The 17438-nt window shown below is 59.4% G+C and carries 17 protein-coding genes; 5 read left to right on the top strand and 12 right to left on the bottom strand.

Going from position 1 to position 17438, the window contains the following annotated elements; all coding sequences use genetic code 11:
- Window positions 1–7: 7 nt before the first annotated feature.
- Window positions 8–2479, bottom strand: coding sequence for an ATP-dependent helicase HrpB (gene hrpB, locus AC0V6Q_RS02465; protein WP_486166851.1), 2472 nt, complete (start codon window positions 2477–2479; stop codon window positions 8–10).
- A 22-nt stretch (window positions 2480–2501) separates the two neighbouring features.
- Window positions 2502–3512 carry a polyprenyl synthetase family protein gene (locus tag AC0V6Q_RS02460; protein WP_486166850.1) on the bottom strand — a complete coding sequence of 337 codons (1011 nt, stop codon included), beginning with the start codon at window positions 3510–3512 and terminating at the stop codon, window positions 2502–2504.
- A 66-nt stretch (window positions 3513–3578) separates the two neighbouring features.
- Here AC0V6Q_RS02460 and AC0V6Q_RS02455 point away from each other — a divergent pair, with 66 nt between their 5' ends.
- The gene (locus AC0V6Q_RS02455) at window positions 3579–3863 is read left to right on the top strand and encodes a chorismate mutase (protein WP_486166849.1); all 285 of its coding nucleotides are present in this window, start codon (window positions 3579–3581) and stop codon (window positions 3861–3863) included.
- A 177-nt stretch (window positions 3864–4040) separates the two neighbouring features.
- On the opposite strand, the gene AC0V6Q_RS02450 is transcribed toward AC0V6Q_RS02455, so the two are convergent.
- The 7 genes from AC0V6Q_RS02450 to AC0V6Q_RS02420 all read right to left on the bottom strand — a co-directional run bounded on the left by AC0V6Q_RS02450 (window position 4041) and on the right by AC0V6Q_RS02420 (window position 9756).
- Window positions 4041–4565: a hypothetical protein gene (locus AC0V6Q_RS02450; RefSeq protein WP_486166848.1), complete on the bottom strand. Its 525-nt coding sequence runs from the start codon at window positions 4563–4565 to the stop codon at window positions 4041–4043.
- 151 nt (window positions 4566–4716) lie between these two features.
- Window positions 4717–5619: a hypothetical protein gene (locus tag AC0V6Q_RS02445; RefSeq protein WP_486166847.1), complete on the bottom strand. Its 903-nt coding sequence runs from the start codon at window positions 5617–5619 to the stop codon at window positions 4717–4719.
- Complete coding sequence (locus AC0V6Q_RS02440) at window positions 5616–6236, bottom strand: sigma-70 family RNA polymerase sigma factor (RefSeq protein ID WP_486166846.1); 621 nt, start codon at window positions 6234–6236, stop codon at window positions 5616–5618. Before AC0V6Q_RS02440 ends, AC0V6Q_RS02445 begins: the two co-directional genes overlap by 4 nt.
- Window positions 6237–6311: 75 nt before the next feature.
- Window positions 6312–7649: a sensor histidine kinase gene (locus tag AC0V6Q_RS02435; RefSeq protein WP_486169228.1), complete on the bottom strand. Its 1338-nt coding sequence runs from the start codon at window positions 7647–7649 to the stop codon at window positions 6312–6314.
- A 130-nt stretch (window positions 7650–7779) separates the two neighbouring features.
- Window positions 7780–8457: a response regulator transcription factor gene (locus AC0V6Q_RS02430; RefSeq protein WP_034959185.1), complete on the bottom strand. Its 678-nt coding sequence runs from the start codon at window positions 8455–8457 to the stop codon at window positions 7780–7782.
- Between the two features lie 139 nt (window positions 8458–8596).
- Complete coding sequence (locus AC0V6Q_RS02425) at window positions 8597–8944, bottom strand: PepSY domain-containing protein (RefSeq protein WP_486166845.1); 348 nt, start codon at window positions 8942–8944, stop codon at window positions 8597–8599.
- Between the two features lie 77 nt (window positions 8945–9021).
- Window positions 9022–9756, bottom strand: coding sequence for an SIMPL domain-containing protein (locus tag AC0V6Q_RS02420; RefSeq protein ID WP_486166844.1), 735 nt, complete (start codon window positions 9754–9756; stop codon window positions 9022–9024).
- A gap of 101 nt (window positions 9757–9857) precedes the next feature.
- Here AC0V6Q_RS02420 and AC0V6Q_RS02415 point away from each other — a divergent pair, with 101 nt between their 5' ends.
- Both AC0V6Q_RS02415 and AC0V6Q_RS02410 read left to right on the top strand, forming a co-directional pair.
- Window positions 9858–11675: an ABC-F family ATP-binding cassette domain-containing protein gene (locus AC0V6Q_RS02415; protein ID WP_486166843.1), complete on the top strand. Its 1818-nt coding sequence runs from the start codon at window positions 9858–9860 to the stop codon at window positions 11673–11675.
- Window positions 11672–12271: a uracil-DNA glycosylase family protein gene (locus AC0V6Q_RS02410; RefSeq protein WP_486166842.1), complete on the top strand. Its 600-nt coding sequence runs from the start codon at window positions 11672–11674 to the stop codon at window positions 12269–12271. Before AC0V6Q_RS02415 ends, AC0V6Q_RS02410 begins: the two co-directional genes overlap by 4 nt.
- A 72-nt stretch (window positions 12272–12343) precedes the next feature.
- On the opposite strand, the gene AC0V6Q_RS02405 is transcribed toward AC0V6Q_RS02410, so the two are convergent.
- Window positions 12344–12826 (bottom strand): DUF6456 domain-containing protein, encoded by a 483-nt coding sequence (locus tag AC0V6Q_RS02405; protein ID WP_486166841.1) that lies wholly within the window; start codon window positions 12824–12826, stop codon window positions 12344–12346.
- A gap of 107 nt (window positions 12827–12933) precedes the next feature.
- Between AC0V6Q_RS02405 and AC0V6Q_RS02400 the strand changes: the two genes are divergently transcribed.
- Window positions 12934–13530, top strand: a complete 597-nt coding sequence (locus tag AC0V6Q_RS02400) for a helix-turn-helix domain-containing protein (protein WP_486166840.1) — start codon at window positions 12934–12936, stop codon at window positions 13528–13530.
- Window positions 13531–13619: 89 nt separating this feature from the next.
- Window positions 13620–14816 carry a glycosyltransferase gene (locus AC0V6Q_RS02395; RefSeq protein WP_486166839.1) on the top strand — a complete coding sequence of 399 codons (1197 nt, stop codon included), beginning with the start codon at window positions 13620–13622 and terminating at the stop codon, window positions 14814–14816.
- Between the two features lie 25 nt (window positions 14817–14841).
- Here the strand turns inward: AC0V6Q_RS02395 and secF are convergent, their stop codons facing one another.
- A complete protein-coding gene (gene secF / locus AC0V6Q_RS02390; RefSeq protein ID WP_486166838.1) occupies window positions 14842–15819 on the bottom strand; it encodes a protein translocase subunit SecF in 978 nt (325 codons plus the stop codon).
- A 15-nt stretch (window positions 15820–15834) separates the two neighbouring features.
- A complete protein-coding gene (gene secD, locus AC0V6Q_RS02385) occupies window positions 15835–17433 on the bottom strand; it encodes a protein translocase subunit SecD (protein WP_486166837.1) in 1599 nt (532 codons plus the stop codon).
- Between the last annotated feature and the right edge of the window lie 5 nt (window positions 17434–17438).

The following is a 17438-nucleotide window of genomic DNA, read 5'->3' as shown; positions in this document are numbered from 1 at the left end:
TCCAATATCATCCGCGATTGAAGGCGTTTTTGGTCCGAAGGCTGGGGATTTCCCCCCATGGTTCTTCTGGCCAGCGGTGTTTTGGGTATCTCCCCTTCATATCCTTTGCGACATCCGCCCACGATCCGCGCCAAAAGCCGGGCAGATCGCGTGTGGATTGGATCGGCCTTCCTGCGGGACTAGTAAGTTTTAATAGCAACGGTGTACGCCCGATCATCGGATGCGTATCAAGCCCGAACAAAGCCTGCACCCGAACCTCGACACTGGGCGCGTCATCGCTAGCGTAATCGACTGCGTGGCTTGTAGCGGCGGGCGATGTGAATTTGAGCGGGGCCTGCGCGTCGAGTTTCTGGCGCTCGTTCCAATCGATCACTCCCAATGCTGCATCGGCAACGCGCGCTGGAGATAGGTCCAGATCGCGGCGACCTTCGAGAAGCGGCTCCAGCCACAGCGCGCTCTGAGCTTTGAGATGCTCGACACCAAGCCCCTCCACCCCGGCAAATTCAGCGCGCGCAAGAAAGCCGCTGGGTAAAATTGCCCCCAAGTCATCCAGAGCCTTCTCCACAAGGATATCCACAAAAGCTTGGGGGTCAGGATCAGGTTCGGGACCAGTTGCGAGGACAATTGCACCAAGCCGACGCTCACGCTTGGCCTCGGCTCGCTTTTTCTCGGAATTCCAGCGAGCTATCGTGCGTTCCCGAAGTTCATTGGCAAAGATTGCTTCGACGCGTGCCTGCGAAAGCTCGGCAGCAGCAGTTATTCTTGCGCCTTTCGCCTGACCTTGCGCATCACCGATGACAATCCAATCGGCCCGCGCCAGAGGAGAGGCCGGATCAAGCTGGAACCCGCGTCCGCCAGCGCTGAGCCAGTTCTCCCCCGTCGCATCGCGCCTGCGCGCCACAAAATCGGGCCGCGCAAGGGCCAGGCACTCGGCAGCGTCGCAGTCGAATTGATCGCCCTCGTTGGTGTGCTTGCTGGCAAATTTGCTTGCGGTTTTGGCCCAGCCCGACGCGATGCGGCCGGCGCTTTGGGCTCTCCTCCCCCTGTCCCCGCGCCAACGCGACACGCGCTGCATCAGGTCTTCGCTGCGCCCGCCAAGCCCGCGTTCTTGCAAGAGCATGACCAGCCGGGCTGCTTCCTCGCCGCAACCCGCTCGCGCCCCATTCAGCACACAGGCGGCATGGTCCGGCGCCATCGGCATCGCTGCAATCGCTTCGCCCCATGGGGTAATGCGACCATCTGCGTCCAGCGCGCCCAGCTTGTTCAATGACGACTTGGCAGCAGCCACAGAGGCAGCAGGCGGCGCATCAATCCATCGCAACTGGGTGGGGTCACTCGACCCCCATTTCGCTAGTTTCAACACTAACGCGGTGAGATCGGCGGTCTCTATCTCCGGCGGTGCAAATTCAGGACGACCCAGATGTCCGCCCTCTTCCCAAAGGCGATAGGCGACACCCGGACCTTGCCTTGCCGCGCGCCCTGCCCTTTGGGCGGACGCCGCTTGGGAGGCGCGGCGGGTGACGAGATGCGTTGTGCCAGCGGCACGGTCATATTCGGCCATGCGCGCAAGGCCGCTATCGACCACCATGCTGACCCCATCCAAGGTGAGCGAGGTTTCAGCGATGGCGGTTGCCAGCACGACGCGCCTGCGGCCTTGCGGGTCGCGCGCGACTGCCTCGCGCTGCGCCGCCGGTTCGACCTGACCATGCAGAGGCAAAATGGGGGTGTCGGGCAGTTTGGCTTCAAGCCGTTCACGCGTGCGTTCAATCTCTCTCAAACCGGGAAGAAAGGCGAGGATATCGCCGCCCAGCACCCCAGCCTGCGCCCCAGCTCCTGCTCCTGCCCCATCGCGCCATGCCTGCATCACTCCGTTCACAACCTGATCCTCAATTCGTGCATTGGGATCGCTTCCCAGCCATTTGATCTCCAACGGAAAACTGCGTCCTTCGCTCTCGATCACGGGCGCATTGTCGGCAAGCAGCCCTGCAAAGCGCGTCCCATCAATCGTAGCCGACATGACGAGGACGCGCAGATCATCGCGCAGCACTTCGCGCGTCTCCAATGCAAGCGCGAGGCCAAGATCGCTGTCCAGATGCCGCTCATGCGCTTCATCGAACAATACCGCAGAGACATCGGCAAGCTCAGGGTCTTCGATCAGACGGTTCACAAGGATCGCCTCTGTCACAACGAGAATGCGGGTTCTGGCCGAGGTCTTGCTGTCGAGGCGGGTCATATAACCCACTGTCTCACCCGGCTTTTCGCCTAACATTTGCGCCATACGTTCGGCCGCGGCGCGCGCTGCGACCCGGCGCGGCGATGTCAGGATAATCTGCCCTGTACACCATTCCTGACTGAGCAGATCAGGCGCAACCGCGGTGGTTTTACCCGCGCCCGGCGGCGCGATCAGAACAGCGGCACCTTCACGTGACAAAGCCTCCCGCAAATCAGGAAGCACGTCATAAATAGGAAGATCAGGCATCACGCCCGGCTAGTTAGCGCGATCAGTACCCGCGCGCGACCGCAAATTGCGCGGCTTCTGCCATTGCTGCACGCGCCTTGCTGTCGGGGAAGATCGAGATCGCATCAATCGCCCGCTGTGCAAAGTGACGGGCCTTTTCGCGCGTGTCTTCAAGAGCATTATGCTTTTCAATGAGGCCGATTGCATGGGCCAGATCCTCATCGGAGGAACGGTGACCGAGGATCGCGTCTTTCCAGAACTTGCGCTCTTCAACATCGCCGCGAGCGTGGGCGAGAATTACCGGCAGGGTCATTTTGCCCTCGCGGAAGTCATCGCCCTGATCCTTGCCCATCTGTGCGGCATCGGAATCATAGTTGATTGCATCGTCAACCAGCTGGAACGCCACGCCCAAATTGCGGCCATAGTCTTCGAGGGCGCGCTCCTGCTCTTCGCTGCATTCAGCGACAACCGCGCTAATCTGGCTGGCGGCTGCAAACAGAGCGGCGGTTTTTGCGCCGATGATGTGGAGATAGCGCTCTTCGCTTGTCTCGATCTGCCGCTGAGACGACAATTGCGCGACTTCGCCCTCTGCAATCACAGCGGATGCATTACTAAGGATTTTGAGAACCTTGAGGCTTCCATCCTCTGTCATCAGCTCGAATGCGCGGCTGAAGAGAAAATCACCGACAAGAACCGTCGCAGGGTTGCCGAAAATAATATTGGCAGCCGCTTTTCCCCGGCGAAGCTCGCTCCCGTCGACTACATCATCGTGGAGGAGTGTTGCAGTGTGAATAAACTCGACCGCGGCGGCCAGCTTGTGGTGGCGCGTGCCCTGATACCCGACCAACTCCGCTCCTGCGAGCGTCAGCATGGGCCGCAGGCGTTTGCCACCACCTGAAATCAGATGGCCGGCAAGGCGCGGGATAAGCGGTATCTCGCTCTGCATCCGTTCGAGAATCACGGTGTTCACCGAGTTCATGCCATTTGCCGTCAAAGACAACATCGGCTCGATCGTCGGCTTCTTGCGGGGGAGAGGGACTACTTCCGCTGTCATGTTATCGGCCTTAGGGGGAGCGCGAGCCTGTTGGCAAGCGCTGAATTGTTGCTAGGTTTGCATGATATGTCTGACGATCCAAAACTCGCGAAGTTCCGCAAAAGTATCGACAATATCGATGCGGCCATCATCCACATGCTTGCAGAGCGCTTTCGGATTACGCAGGCGGTCGGGGAATATAAGGCGAAAGTGACGCTTCCCCCAGCCGATCCGGCACGCGAGGAACGTCAGATAGCGCGGCTGCGCAAGCTTTCGGAAGAAGCGGACCTCGACCCGGAATTCAGCGAGAAATTCCTGCGCTTCATAATCGACGAAGTGATCCGGCACCATCAGAAAGCGCGCGGGGAGTAGAACTCGCTTAGGCGTCGTTCTCATTAAGAAAGGGCACGGAGAGGGTTGTTACTCCGTGCCCTTCTTCAAGGCAGCCCGCGGGTCGGTTAGACCGCCTTATTCAGGGCTTTGGGGCACTTCCAGCCAGCTACGGGAGCGTTTGTAACCGTTGGATGCGCAGCGCCAGAATTGGTCCTTTTACCTTGGGCGACGTTGACGCGCACCGGTTGGACGGCTGCGCGTGGTGCTGCGGGTGACTGTCCCCTGGCTGCGTGTTCTGCTTGTCGAGCGCGAACCAACCGTTTTGCCGGCTGAATTGGTTACCGTCTGAGAGGCAGAACGGTTGCCGCGCCCGTCGCGGGTGCGCTCGCCGGAAACGCCAAAGGTGTTGCCTCTGCGGCCAGTGGCGGTGCCTTCAAAGGTTGAGCCATTTTCGCCGCGAACACGCTCGCCCGAAAGAGACCGGCTGTTGCCGCGCGGGCCGGTTTGGACAACGTCAACTGTCGCACCTGTATCTGTGCGCTGACGCACTGCACTGCTGGTAGCGGTGTTGCCATTGTTGAGGTTGGTTGCACTGCGTTCACGCGTCGCGGTGCCAGTTTCTGGATTGACCGTGGTTGTGGTGGCTGCACTTACGTTGGGGCCATCAAAGGTCCGTGTCCGGGTCTGCTCCTGAGCCACTGCGCCAGAAGCGGCGAGCGCAGCGATAGCAACAAATGTCATTGGGGTTTTCATATCGGGTGATCCTCATCTCTATGTGTCGGGTCCGTTTGTTTGCCAGCCATTGCTTGGTCCACCATCCGTGCGGGGCTGATACTTCTAAAGACGAAACAGTCCCGGAAACCCTTCGCGGCGCTTCAAAAAAGCTTGCGGGCTAAATTTTTGGATCAGGAGAGGGAGGGCCATCTTGTGCCTCCGCCTCGGCAGGGTCTGTCTGGGGTTTGACCTCTTCGACGGGCTCCTGCGATAATGGAGCCACACCACCCCCGCTGCGCCGTTCGCGAAACTGGCGAATTCTTTCCCGCCGCTCTTCAGGGGACATCTCGCGGAAACGACGGAGCCGGTCTGCGCCAAGACCCTCGGGGATATCCCTGCGAATGATATCGTCGCGCGATACTTGCCCCTCTTCCTCGAGAGTATTGCGCAAGGCATCGCGGCGTTCCTGCGTGCGCTCTTCGCGCCGCGCGTCTGCACTGTCGCGAAAACGTTCGATCCCTTCACGCAATCTCTGCTCTTGTTGGGGGGTCGGCGTGGGCAGACCCTGCGCTCCGCGTCGTTCAATCACTCTGTCGATGCGCCGGTCCACCCTGTCGCGGCGGTCCTCGCGGCGAATGTTGCGTTTGTCATCAACGCGGCGGAAAACCTCTTCGAGTTCCTCGGGCGTATCAATCGGCCCTTCGATCCGGGTGGGCCCTTCGCTTGACGGGGTAAGCGTTTCGACTGGACCTGAGCCCGGCGCAGAAGCTTGTGACTTTTCCTCAAACGTGATGGCGGACCACACTTCATCAGCACTGGGCACCTCGATACCCAGTTCATCCAGAACGCCAGTGGCGGCAGCGGTGGACGCAATGGCACCGGCAGTGACAACGCCGACAATGACCCGCCGAGTGCGCTGCCACCGGGGTTTTCGGGTAGGACGCAAGGATGGGAGCGCTGACGCACGGCCTCGCGTTCCCGCCACAACGCGATCCGCAAAGTCTGCGGACAGCTCTGGCACAGCGAAGTCGTCGAGGGTCTGCCTCATCGTCTCGTCCAAGGGGAATGGCTCTGTGCTCATCGTGCATCCCCTTGTTCGTGTGCCTCATAGGCATTTCGCAAGGCTGTTCTGGCCCGGTAAAGCAGCGATTCAAACGCTTTGATGTTCAAATCCATTGCCTCAGCCGCCTCAGAATTGGGCATTTCTTCGTAATATGTGAGAACAATCGCAGCGCGCTGTTTCTCTGGCAGCTGTTTTATCATTGTTCGGGCAAGGCTAACCTGCTCGCTCTCGACAATCCTTGCATCGCTCAATGGCGCGCCGTCTTCCTGCTCTGGCACTTCATTGCCCGCAATCCGTTTCGCAAGGCGTATCCGATCAAGCGCCAGATTAACCGTAACCCGCTTCAGCCAAGCCCCCAGATTGATCGAGCCTTGCGCATTCTGCGACAGTTTCGGAGCGTTGTCCCACAATCTGAGCAGCGCCTCTTGCACGATATCTTCAGCCTCCTGTGCCTCGCCAATCATGCGATAGGCGATGCGGTGTAGAATAGGTGAATGCTCTACGATCACCTCTCGAAACGCCGCTTCCTCGCGCTTCGCAATCCGCGCTGGGAGCCCAGCATCACGCGCAGCACTTTGGGCGGCAGAGTGCCTGCCGGAAGGTTCGCAGTCTGGGCTGGTCTGGTCGCCAGTCATCACGTTTTCGTCATCTCTGCTCTCTATAACGGAGCACAACGAAAAACCCTTCGCGCCTCACTGACACAAAGGCGATTAAGCGCGTGGCAGGCTGAGTTCGACCAGCAATCCGCCCAGATCCTCGCTCTCGTCAAGCGTGACTGAACCGCCGTAAATTTCGGCGACATCGCGTACAATCGCAAGGCCAAGTCCTGTGCCAGGTTTGCCAGTATCCAGCCGCGCACCGCGATCAAAAATGCGGTCCCGCTCTTCTTGGGGAATGCCCATGCCGTCGTCTTCGACCCAGATTTGGCACTGCTCTGAATCAGGCTCCACATCGAGGGTGACAAATACACTGCCACCGCCATATTTGGCCGCATTTTCAATGAGGTTGCCAAGGATTTCGTCCAAATCCTGACGCTCTATCGCGACCAGCGCGTCCTTGGTCCCGGCAATATCCAGTCGGCCGTTGGGATAAAGGCGCTCCACCGCGCGGCGCACAGCCTCTGCGCTTGCCCGCAGGTCGCTTCTTGCTTGACCAACCGCGCGTCTTCCGACCGCCCTTGCGCGGGCCAGATGGTGATCGACATGACGCTGCATCGTGCGGGTTTCGCGAAACACCGCTTCGTTGAGGTTGGGATCGCGCGCGGTCGCTGCATTGGTGAGCACCGTTAGCGGCGTTTTCAGTGCATGAGCGAGATTGCCAGCGTGCATGCGCGCCTCTTCGGCCTGACGCTCTGTGTGATCGAGCAGCGCGTTCACCTCATCGACTAGCGGTTCGACTTCGGCAGGAAGCGGTTCTGTGATGCGATTCTCGCCTGTGGTGCGCAGTTTCTGGATCGCTGCCCTCACGCGGCGAAGCGGTGACAGGCCATAGCGGATCTGCAAAAGCGCCATCACGATGAGGCCAAGACCGAGAACTGCAAAGCTCCAGGTGAGGATCAGGCGGACCTGCTGGATCTGATTGTCGATCTGGTCAGTCGCGCTTGCCACTGCAAAGGTCCAGCGCGTCTCGCTTCCCGGCAGGATCACGGTCCGCTCCGCAATACGAAGGGGCTCGCCTTCGAACTGGGAGGAATTGTAGATGCTGACATCGCTATTGAATGCCTCTGCATCGCCGCTCGCCTCGCGGCCATCCGCCTGCAAGGCCAAGGTCCGATCCCAAAGACTGCGCGATGGATAGGGTTCGTACCCTTCCCCGCTGATCTGCCAATAAAGTCCGCTGCCCGGCTCCAAGAACCGTTGATCACCAAGCGTGCGGTAGAACCAAACCTCGCCAAAACTGTCGATCTCGGCCGAAGCAATCATCGCAGTCAGCTGATATTCCAGCTGTTCATCGAAGTTGGAGACAACTTGACGCGTCAACGTACGCTCAAGCGCGATACCTCCGCCAAGAAGCAGTACGATAATCCAGACCGCCGCAATAAGGCCCATGCGCCGCGCAAGACTTGCGCGCGGCTCAGGTATGGCAGGTTTCACCGGCTCGTCCTGCACCTCGGCCTCAGGCGCAGATGCACCTTTGGAGACTTCGCGTGCAGACGCGTCTTTACCCTCAGTCTTGCCCTTAGGCTCGAGGTTGGTCTGCTGGGTCGTCGAGGCTGTAACCGAGGCCACGGATAGTTGTGATTACCTCTGCACCTAGTTTCTTGCGGATGCGGGTGACGAAGACTTCGATCGTATTGGAATCGCGGTCGAAATCCTGGTCGTAAATATGCTCGATAAGCTCTGTGCGGCTCACCACCTTGCCCTTGTGGTGCATAAGGTAGGAGAGCAGCTTATACTCTTGCGCGGTGAGCTTCACCGGTTCGCCATCAAGCGTCACCCGGCCAGAGCGCGTGTCCAGCCGGACCTGGCCAGCGGTAAGCTCTGATGAGGTGTTGCCCGACGCACGGCGGATAAGCGCGCGAAGGCGAGCGATGAGCTCTTCGGTCTGGAATGGTTTTGCGAGATAATCATCGGCGCCAGCATCAAGGCCGGCAACCTTATCAGACCAGCTGTCACGCGCGGTCAGCACCAAAACAGGGAAAGTCCGGCCTTCCTTGCGCCACATGCCAAGAACGGAAAGCCCGTCGATCTCGGGCAGGCCCAGATCAAGGATGCACGCATCGTAATCCTCGGTGCTGCCAAGGAAATGGCCGTCTTCGCCATCAGTTGAAAGATCAACCGCGTAGCCGTTTTGCTCAAGCGTCGACTTAAGCTGTTGTCCAAGGGTCGGTTCGTCTTCGACGATCAGGATGCGCATATTCCACCATCTTTACGTATGTTAGCCTCGAAAGGACTGCGCGTTTGCACCTCTCGCGTCAAGCGAGCACCACGGCGCAACCGCGCATTCGTCCCCGAGGAATTGAAAAGACTATTCATAAACGGACAGATCGTGACCGTTATTTCGACCGGCTGATGATACGGCCAGTGCGCGCATCGACGTCAACATAGCTTACCCGGCCTTCGCGGATGAACTTGAGCCTGTAGGCGCGTGCAGTGCTGTCATAAGAGGGGCCGAGATATTCGCTGCCGCCGCGCTGCATGCGCGGGACGATGCGGTTTTCAATCTCGCTCAAGGACAATTGGTTGCCTGCACGCATTTCGCGGCGAGCCGTGCCTTGATCCGACAGGCTTTGTTCCTGTGCCGTCACGCCAGCGGCAACAACCGAGGTTGCGCTGCCTGCGCCCAGCATCACCGTCAAAGCGGCACCGCCCATTGCGGCAAAAAGAAAGCGACGTTTCGTCATCGTGATACCATGCCTAGACTGCGCGCCTTGAACAAGTAGTGAATGTGCCCCGCGCTGGCCGTTCATAAAAGGGGCGCTTATTCACCGGCGCGCACCATCTCGTACTTGATCGAAAGACTGACGCCGGTGCTAACTTGCCCGGGCTGGACGGGGGCAGAAGCAACCATGTCCGCTTCGACCGGGGACGAACGCATCGCCATTTGCGCGACCGGACCTCGGCCTTGAATGCTCTCACTGACAGCAAGCACCGTCACCCCATCATATCCAAACATGGCGGCGTATTCCGACGCTCTTTCCTGTGCGCGCTCAATGGCGCGTTTGCGGGCCAGAGCCTTTGCTTCGGTATCGTCTTCAATGCTGAAACTCGGTCCCGAAAGATCCGTCGCGCCTGCCACCACCAATGCATCAAGCACAGCGCCCGTTTCCTGAACATCGCGCAGCTTTACGCTCACCCGGTTGGACACTTGATAGCCGCGAAAGACTTGGCGTTGATTGGGCCTATCGTAATCATATTGCGCGTTGAGATTGATGCCCGTGGTCTGGATATCCTTATCCGGTACGCCCAGCGCCTTGATCCGGTCGATCACGCTCTGCATTTGGCGCGCATTCATTCGCATCGCTTCAACAGCGGTTTTTGCCTGGGAGGTTACCCCCGCCCCGATCGTCACGAGGTCGGGCTGCGCCGTCACGCTTTCATACACCGAAAGTTCGATCACCGGTCCATTGGCCGAAATCTCGACCTCTTGAGCGTTGGCTGGAACGGGGGCCACAAGCAGTGCGGCGGCAGCGGCGCTAAGTGCGTAACGGATCATCAAAAATTCCTCCCTATCGCAGCTGCGTCTACAGCTTTGTGCATGAGCGCGCACTGAACCGGCTTGGCAGGCGTGATGCAAGCCCCTACTTGCGCAAACCCATGGCACAACCACCAATCCTCTCTTGGGAAGGTCTTTCCCTCCAACAAGGCGGCCGCTGGCTTTTTGGCGGACCTCAGCCGGGGCAAGGTGCCGAGCCGATTGACCTGCACATCCTGCCCGGGGACCGATTGGCTCTGATAGGGCGCAATGGAGCCGGTAAGACGACGCTTTTGAGGCTGATCGAGGATCGCATCGAAGCGGATCGGGGACAGCGCCGGGTAAAGCCGGGCACGCGCATCGTGTTTCTTGAACAAGAGCCCGATTTTGGCGCATTCGATACGCTTATGGATTTTGCGCTCGCAGGTGATGATGCGCCAGCCGCGCATGAGGTCGAAGCGATTGCCGGCCAGCTTGGCATCGACATGACCACCGATGCCGCGACCGCCAGCGGCGGCGAAAGACGCCGCGCGGCGATTGCCCGCGCTCTGGCGCAAGACCCGGACTTGCTGCTGCTTGACGAGCCGACAAACCACCTGGATTTGAGCGCGATTGACTGGCTCGAAGACTGGCTCAAGCGTTACAAGGGCGCCTTCATCACGATCAGCCACGACCGGACGTTTTTGAAACGCCTGACCCGGGCAACCTTGTGGCTCGACCGGGGAACCTTGCGCCGCAAAGAGGTGGGCTTTGGCGGATATGAAGCGTGGGAAGAGCAGGTCTATGCCGAAGAAGCGCGCGCGGCGGAACGCATGGATGCAAAGCTTAAGATCGAGGCGCATTGGCTGGAACGGGGCGTAACCGCACGGCGCAAACGCAACCAGGGCCGGCTCGAAAAGCTGCACCAGATGCGCGCAGCAAGAGCCGCGATGATTTCGGACAGCGGTTCGGCGAAGCTGAAGCTTGCCAATGATGAAGAGTTCAAATCCAAATCGGTTATCGTGGCGGAGGATATCTCCAAAACTTACGATGGCCGCGCGGTGATCAAGCCCTTCACCCTGCGTATCCAAAATGGTGATCGCATCGGGATTGTGGGGGCCAATGGCGCGGGCAAGACCACGCTTCTCAAACTGCTGACCAAAGAGATCGAGCCTGACAGCGGCACGATCAGCCATGCCCGCACTCTCACGGGTGTCATGATCGACCAGCAACGCAAGCTTCTGGAGCCGGGCGCGAGCGTGCGCGACATTCTGGCCGAGGGCGGCGACTGGATTGATGTACGGGGCGCGCGCAAGCATGTTCAGGCGTATCTCAAAGACTTTCTGTTTGATCCCAAGATCGTCGACACCAAAGTCGGTATTTTGTCGGGCGGTGAGCGTTCGCGTCTCCTTTTGGCGCGTGAATTTGCGCGCACCGCCAATTTGCTTGTCCTTGATGAGCCGACGAACGATCTCGATCTTGAGACATTGGACCTCCTCCAAGAAGTGATCGCAGACTTCGACGGCACCGTTCTCATCGTCAGCCACGACCGCGATTTCCTCGATAAAACCGTCACTGTAACCCTTGGCCTTGATGGAACAGGGCGCGTTGATATTGTGGCGGGCGGCTATGAGGATTGGGAGGCCAAGCGCCGCAAGCCCGTAGTAGGCAAGACCAAGGCTTCACGCGCTGAACCTGCCCAAAAACCTGCTGCGACCAAACCCAAATCGTCCGACAAACTCTCCTATAAAGACCAGCGCGACTACGAGCTGCTCCCTGCCCGCATCGAAGAGCTGGAGGCGGCGATTGCGAAGGGTGAGACGATCCTTGCCGACCCCGATCTCTTCACCAAAGACCCCAAACGTTTTGCCAATATCTCCAAAGGCTTGGAGAATGCCCGCGAGGAGAAGAACGCGGCCGAAGAGCGTTGGCTGGAGCTTGCAGAGCAGATCGAGGGGTGAGTGATCGCGCTCACCACTTGAACCTCCATAGCGAGATCAAGACCTGCACCATTTGCTCTGACCAACTGCCCTTGGGGCCCCGCCCCGTTGTCCAATTCTCGAACCAATCCCGCATCCTTATCATCGGTCAGGCCCCCGGCACCAAAGTCCACGCAAGCGGCGTTGCGTGGGACGATGACAGCGGCGACCGGCTGCGCGGGTGGCTTGGCCTCGACAAAGACGCGTTTTACGACCCTGACAAAGTCGCGCTAATGCCCATGGGCTTTTGCTATCCCGGCAAAGCCAAGGGCGGCGATGCTCCGCCCCGCAAGGAATGCGCGCCCCAATGGCATGACCGCATCCTGACGGCTTTGCCAAAGGAACGCCTGACGCTTTTGGTGGGCACTTATGCCCAAGCGCAATATCTGCCCCATACAAGCAAAGCCACTTTGACAACCCGCGTTCAGGACGGCGAGCAATTGAGCGAAACACTCGGCCCGGTGACCCCGCTGCCCCATCCATCGTGGCGCGTGCGCATGTGGATGGCGCGCAATCCGTGGTATGAGGAAGAGGTCCTTCCCAACCTCAAAAAACGCGTCGCTGCCCAACTTTTCTAAAGCGTTGTTTCTGCGCTTTTTATCGCAAGTTTTGACACACTTGACACACTGTCCAGGGGCAAAAAAGCCGCCTCACCTGATGCGATAGAAATCGGCCACCCTTTCCAGCGCCAGTTGCAGCACCAGTTTGCCACTGCGCGCAGGCCAGCCAAGGTCCTTTTCCGCCTGGGGCAAGCCTTCGCCTGCACACACCACGCGCCACAAAACGTCCTCCAGACCCTTGCCAGCAGACGCAATCGCCCCGTCAAAGCGCATCTTGGCCGACACCTGCTTTTCGCTTGGGGAAAGGCCCGCCTCGGCGCTTCCCGGATTGCCGGTTTTCACCCGCACCGGGTCCCACCGCATCGTCACATTGGGCGACAGTTGCGCGCGCTCATAGTCATTGCGCAAGGCCTCGCCCGCATCGAAAAGGCGATCCGACAAATGGCCGCGCGAATGCAGCCAGGCGATCGGGGATTCTCCCAGATTGACCGTGACAGTGCGGCGGCTTCCCTTGGCCCCGCTCCCCCGCTTTGGCCCTTCAGATGTTAACTCGATTTCTGTCAGTTTGCGCATGGCCTTACTCCTAAACTCACCACATCGGTAAAATCAGGACTTGCATCGCATCCGGTGATGTAGGAAAGTGAAAATCTCCAAATGGGTTATTTCGAAAGGCCCTTCAGATGATCAATCGTATCCGTGAAATCAGGAAAGCGCGCGGTATGACGCTCGCGGATCTGGCGGCCGCGTGTCAGCCGGAAACAACCGCTCAAACCATCGGCCGCCTTGAAACGGGTATGCGCAACCTCTCCACCAAATGGATGGAACGCATCGGTGCGGCGCTGGGCGTTGACCCTCAGGTCCTGGTCGGCTCTGACAAGGGACCGCGCGCGCAGGTCATTGCGCAGCTTGGACTTTCTGATCCCGAGGCGTTGAAAACGCCGCGCGATGCTGTCCTGCCAAGCGAGATGGCGGCACAGGAAGGCGATGAGCCAATGCTTGTGCTCGAAGTCACCTCCCCCGTGGGCGAATATCGCCCGGGCGATACAGTATGGTTGAGGCAAATGGACGCGTGGAGCGCGAAGGATGCGGACTTCCTTTCCGCCATGAACCGCGATTGCCTTGTCCCGCGCCCGGGTGGCCGATTTGCTTTTGGCCGGTTGATTGACCGGCGCGGGCCATTGGTGGGCATTTTACCGGCGCAAGCAGGGCAAAAACAGCAGGTTATCGACAATCCCGACTGGATTGCGGTCGCCGTCATGCTGGTGCGCCCCCTTTAGGGTCAGGACCCATCAAACCCACATTCGAGGTTTAACTCGTTAACTCACGCCCGCTATTCTTGATCTATCCACAGGAGACCACCCTTTAAGTGAAGCATGTCCTTTCTCTCAGCACGCTTTATCCCAATGCGGTGAACCCGCGTTTCGGGACCTTTGTGGCGCGCTCGTTAGAGGCATTTGCCAAGCGAGGTGCGCAAAAAGGGGACTGGCGGGTGAGCGTGGTCAATCCGATCGGCTTGCCGCCCGTGGCTTTGGGCCGATACCGCGCACTCGCAAAGCTGCCCGAACAATGCGAAGAACACGGCGTTGCGGTGCACCGACCGCGCTTTACGCTGATCCCGGCGGTGGGCGCGCGACGCAACGCCTCTGCCATTGCGAAAGCGGCCCTTCCCGTCGTTCGGCGCATTCATGCAGAAAACCCGATTGACCTGATCGATGCGCAGTTCTTCTTCCCCGATGGTCCGGCGGCCGCGTGGATTGCGCAGGAGATGGACCTGCCGCTGTCTTTGAAAGCGCGCGGGTCCGATATCACCTATTGGGGCACTCTCGATTTTGCGAGGGAGCAGATGGTCGATGCCGCCAACCGTGCAAACGGGCTTTTGGCCGTCAGCGGATCGATGGCCGAAGAGATGGCGGCGATCGGAATGCCGCGTCACAAAATTCAGGTCCATTACACAGGGCTCGACCGGGACCGTTTCCGCCCCCTCACCCACACCCAGCTACGCTCGCAATTGGGAACAGAGCTTGGCTTTGCGATCCCTGATAATGCGCCGCTTCTGGTCTGTGTTGGCGCGTTGATTGAGCGTAAGGGTCAGGACATTGCCATTGCCGCTTTGGCCCAGATTGAAGGTGCGCGCCTTGTCCTGGTGGGTAAAGGCGATGATGAGGTCCATTTGCGCGAGCTGGCGCGCGATTTGGGCGTTGCCGAGCGGGTTCATTTTGCGGGCTCTATCGACCACGACATGCTGCCTCTGGTGCTGTCCGCTGCCGATGTCATGGTGTTGCCGACCGCGAATGAGGGCCTTGCCAATGCATGGGTCGAGGCGCTTGCCTGCGGGACGCCGATTGTGACCTGCGATGTGGGTGGCGCGCGCGAAATCATCACCAATTCCACCGCAGGGAGGCTGGTTGAACGTAATCCCGAAAGCGTTGCGGCGGGCGTTCAAGCGGTTCTGAACAATCCGCCCATGCGTCAGGCGGTCGCCGCGATGGCAGAGAAATTCAGCTGGCAAACCAACGCAATAGAGCTTGCCGCCTATTACGAAGGTTTAGTGGTCCAGCGTTAGGCGCGAGGCGAGCGCAGGGCCAGGCTTAGAGCTCGCCCAGCACTTTCTTTTCCTGGAGGTCCGCCTCTGTTTCTTTGGGTACGAAGCTGTCCGATGTCACGCCCATCCACAGTAGCAGTGGCGAGGCCATATAGACGCTTGAATAGGTGCCCACGAACAGGCCGAATGTGATCGCTGCGACAAGGCCGAACAGGCTTTCTGGCCCGAACATAAGCAGCGGCACAAGCGCCACCAGAAGCGTGAGCGAGGTCATCACCGTACGCGCCAAGGTCTCGTTTACCGAGAGATCCAACAGCTCCGCCAGAGGCATTTTGCGGTACTTCTTGAGGTTCTCGCGAATGCGGTCGTAGACAACAATCGTGTCGTTCAAGGAGTAACCGATGATGGCAAGGATCGCGGCGATGATCTGAAGGCTGAATTCGATCTGGAACAGCGCGAACAGGCCCAAGGTGAGCGACACGTCGTGGAACAGGGCAAAAAGCGCGCCGACGCCAAACTGCCACTCGAACCGCACCCAGATATAGAGCGCGACCATGACCATAGCGGCAAGCAATGCGAGGGTCGCATCACGGCTGAATTCACCGGCCACCTTGCCCGAGACGGTCTGGTTTCCATCGGTGCGAACGTCTGGATAACCGTTTTGTATCGAGGCAACCACTTCGTCGCCGATGGCGGTGGCTGCACCGGGGGTCTCTTCTGCGCCCTCTGGCAGAGGCACGCGGATGCTTACCTCATTGGGAGAGCCGAATTCCTGAACGACGGGCGTTCCGTAACCCAGCGACGCAACCGTTTCGCGCAGCTCGCCAACGGGGGCAGCATTGCCCTCTTCAAAAGTGAGGCGAACTTCCTGTCCGCCGGCAAAGTCGATGCCGAGGTTGAGGCCGTTCACGGCAATCACGCCCCAGCTTGCAGCCATCAAGACGAGGCTCAAAATGAAAAACGGTAGGCGCAGGCGCAGGAATTTGATGTTTGTGTCTTGAGGGACGAGTTTCAGCAGTTTCATAGTCTTTGGCCCCTCTTAAATGTTGATGTCTTTTGGACGCTTCGAGGCGAGATAACCCGCCACCCACATCCGCGTTAGCGTCAATGCGGTGAAGACCGATGTGATCAGACCGATGACCAGAACAACGGCGAACCCGCGCACCGGACCAGAGCCGAACCAGAACAATAGCGCGCCGGCGATAAAGTTGGTGATGTTCGCATCGTAAATCGCGCGTGACGCCTCTTTATAGCCGTTCTCGACCGCGGTGATGACCTTGCGGCCCCGCTTTCGCTCCTCACGGATACGTTCGTTGATCAGCACGTTCGCATCCACCGCCGCGCCCACTGTCAGGACGAAACCAGCGATCCCGGGAAGCGTCAAAGTGAAATTCCCGATTGCCATCAGGCCAAGCAGAACCAGAACGTTGATGACAAGAGCGCCGGTCGCATAGACGCCAAACCGGCCATAGGTTGCGATCATCAACGCGACCACGGCGATGCTGCCGACCAGCATGGCGATCATGCCGGAACGGATGGATTGCTCGCCCAGCTCAGCGGAAACGGTGCGTTCTTCGATCACGGTCAGCGGAACCGGCAACGCGCCGGACCTCAGCTGGATCGACAATTGGTTGGCGCTGTCAGGGGTAAAGCTGCCCGAGATTTGCGCTGCTCCGCCAAGGATCGGCTCGTTGAAGAAAGGCGCTGAAATCACTTCGCCATCAAGGATGATCGCAAACCGCTCGCCCACGTTTTCGGTTGAGAGCTGAGCAAATTTTTGCCCGCCGGCCTGGTCAAACTGGATGTTGACGACATTCTCGTTGTTTTGCGGGTCAACGCCCGCCTGCGCGCCGGTGAGGCTGTCGCCGCGAATACCGCCCAGCCGTTTAACCGCCTCAAACCCGCCAGCAAATTGTGAGTCGCTGGCATAGGGGAAAATCTGGCTGCCCGGATTGGCGACGCCTGCTTCGGTGTTGCTGGGGAGCGCCTGTTGGTCGACCAGTTTGAACTCAAGCTGCGCCGTTTTGCCGAGCAGGTCCTTCAATGCCTGCGGATCTTCCAGACCCGGCACCTGCACCACAATGCGGGTGTCGCCCTGACGCACGATTGTCGGTTCGCGTGTGCCAAGCTCGTCAATCCGGCGGCGCACAACTTCCGTCGCGCTTTCCATCGCATTGTTCACGGCCACATTAAGACCGCTATCGGTCGGCACCAGCACAAGGCGCTGCGTGTCGATGACTTCGAGTTCCCACTCCTGGCGAAGCGAGCCATCGTTACCCATCATCAGCGGTTCAAGAATCCCGCGCGCCCGGTCGATGTCGGACGCGCTGTCCAAGAGGAGCGAAAGCCGCCCGTCGCTGCGCGAAGTATCGCCAAAGCGCACCTCCGGGGTTGCCCCGCGAAGCGCCGCCTCGACCGACTCTTCCATATTCTCGAGCCGCTCTGCTGCAACATCGTCGGGATCGGCTTCGAGCAGGAGGTGCGAGCCCCCTGCCAAATCGAGGCCCAGGTTCACATGAGGCACTTCGTCACCGGTGTCGACACCGGCCGTGGCCAGCAACGAAGGCAAAGCCGCCGCGACAAGCGCAAGGGTCAAAGCCCAAAGCGAAATTTTCTTCCAGAGCGGAGTATCAAGCATGAGCG

The organism is Erythrobacter sp. S227, from assembly GCF_057364925.1.
This window is presented reverse-complemented; position numbering and strand designations above follow the sequence as displayed.